Here is a 2,375-nt window from a genome sequence, read left to right on the forward strand (position 1 = left end):
GCGTGACCGCCCGGGACCGGGTACTGATCACCGGACCGTTGCACGCGACCATGCATCTGTTCGGGGCGTTGCACGCCCTGTGGCGCGGTGCCTGCGTCACCGACGACCCCGCCCGGGCCACGGTGGTGCACGCCGTCCCCGGGTGGGGGTTTTGGGGGGGGTTCCCCCCCCCCCCACGCCCCGGGGGCCCGGGGTGGGGGGGGGGGGGGGGGGCCGCCCCCCCCCCCCACTTCGCCGACCGGGATCGCGACGGAGCCTCCGCTACCCGAGAATCCTGGATCCATCTGCAACTGCACCGCGCCACCAGTGCCGAACTCCTCGACGAGATCGCGGCCGCCGTACCCGGCGTCATCAGCGATGTGCGGCAGGTGAGCAGTGATACCGACGCCATCCACGCCCTGCTCCACGATCTCGCCGCCGGGCTGGACCGGGCCGGCGACGCCGTGGAAACCGGGGAGGTCGATATCGCGCCGTCGGACTGCGCGAAGCTGCTGCGCTGGATGGCTGCCGGCAATTTCACGGTCCTCGGCTACGCCCGCTACCGCAGCGAACCCGGCGGCTCGCGGCCGGAGCCGATCCCGGATTCCGCGCTGGGCGTGCTGCATCCGGACACCGGGACCGGTTTCCAGGTACCCATCGGCACGGGTGTGCCGCGGCTGCTGCGGATGACGCAGGGCCTGGTCCCGGTGACCATGCAGCGGGCGGTCTACCCGTTCTTCATCGGAGTGGCCGATCTGGACAGCGCGGGCGGGTTCCGGGGCGAACATCTCTTCATCGGTGTCTTCACGGTGACCGCGCTGCACGAGAACGTGCTCGACATCCCTGTCGTGGGTACTCGGGTCCGCTCGGCCATCACGGGCAGCGGGTTCGACCTGGATTCGTTCTCGGGTCAGGCGATGCTCGAGGTGATGCAGGGCTTCCCTCGCTCCGAACTGTTCGCCTGCGATGCGGCCACGCTGCGCCGGATCGCCGGTGCGGTACTCAATGTGGGGTTGCGCCGTCAGGTCCGGCTGTTCCTGCGGGTCGATCCCTACGGCCGGTTCGTCGCCGCGATGGTGTATCTACCGCGCGACCGCTACACCACCGCGGTCCGGCTCGAGATGCAGGACATCCTGGTCCGCGAACTCGGCGGCGCCTCGATCGACTACTCGGCCCGGGTGAGCGAAAGCGAGCTCGCCAGTGTGTATTTCACGATCCGGTTGCCCGGCGCCGACAGCGCCGAACCGGTGCGGATCTCCACGGCCGAGGACATCTCGGAATCCGAGCGGCTGCGCATCCAGAACCTGCTGGGTGAAGCGAGCCGCACCTGGGACGACCATCTCAACGACGCGGTGAGCGCCTCGGCGGTTCTCGACCCGCGTATCGTGCGCCGGTACTGCGAAGCCTTTCCCGACGGATACAAACAGGATTTCACCGCCGAGCGCGCGCTCGCCGATATCGACCGCCTGGAACGGCTACGGCCCGGCAGTATCGACCAGCATCTGTATCGCGTCGCCGGCGCACCCGCCGGTTCCTGGCGTTTCACCCTGTACATCGGGGGCGCCGGTATCTCACTGAGCCAGGTGCTGCCCGTACTGCAGAGCCTGGGTGTCGAGGTACTCGACGAGCGCCCGTACCGGATCCGGCGCGAGGCCGACGGGGACGGCGGCGCCCGGGAACGCTGGATCTACGATTTCGGCCTGCTGGCGAGCCCGGAGCTGCTGCGGGCCGCGCTCGACCAGGATCTGGACGCCGAACTGCTCGAGGTGGCACCGGGTATCCGGGCCACCGCGGGAACCGCACCGGCCGACGGGGTCCGGGGGCGGTTCACCGAGGCCTTCGACGCGCTCTGGTACGGCCGCGCCGAGGCCGACGGTCTCAACGAACTCGTGCTGCGCGCCGGGCTGACCTGGCGCGAGGTCTCGGTCCTGCGGACCTACGCGAAATACCTGCAGCAGGCGGGGTTCCCGTACAGCCAGGTCAATATCGCCCGGGTCCTGCACACGTATCCGGATACCGCGCGACTGTTCGCGCAATTGTTCGCTGCCCGGTTCTGTCCCGACAGTCACTCCGCCGAGCACGCCGACGAACTCGAGGCGCGGGTGCGCGAACGTATCGATCAGGTGGTCAGCCTGGACGCGGACCGGATCCTGCGGGCCATCCTCGGGCTGATCCGGGCCACGCTGCGCACCAACTACTACGTCACCGGCACCGACGGTGCGGCGCGGGACTTCATTTCGGTGAAGGTCGAGCCGCAGGCGATCGCCGAGTTGCCGCAGCCGCGGCCGAAGTACGAGATTTTCGTGTATTCGCCGCGGGTGGAGGGTGTGCATTTGCGGTTCGGTGCGGTGGCGCGGGGTGGTTTGCGGTGGTCGGATCGGTTGGAGGATTTCCGG

At 69.3% G+C, this 2,375-nt stretch carries 1 protein-coding gene; it reads left to right on the plus strand.

The window, feature by feature from the left end:
* Window positions 1-2,375 (plus strand): NAD-glutamate dehydrogenase domain-containing protein (locus tag QH276_RS01895; protein ID WP_280406574.1); only part of this gene is annotated, 2,375 nt, incomplete at both ends.

This window comes from Nocardia carnea (genome assembly GCF_029869215.1).
Lineage (GTDB): Bacteria > Actinomycetota > Actinomycetes > Mycobacteriales > Mycobacteriaceae > Nocardia > Nocardia carnea_B.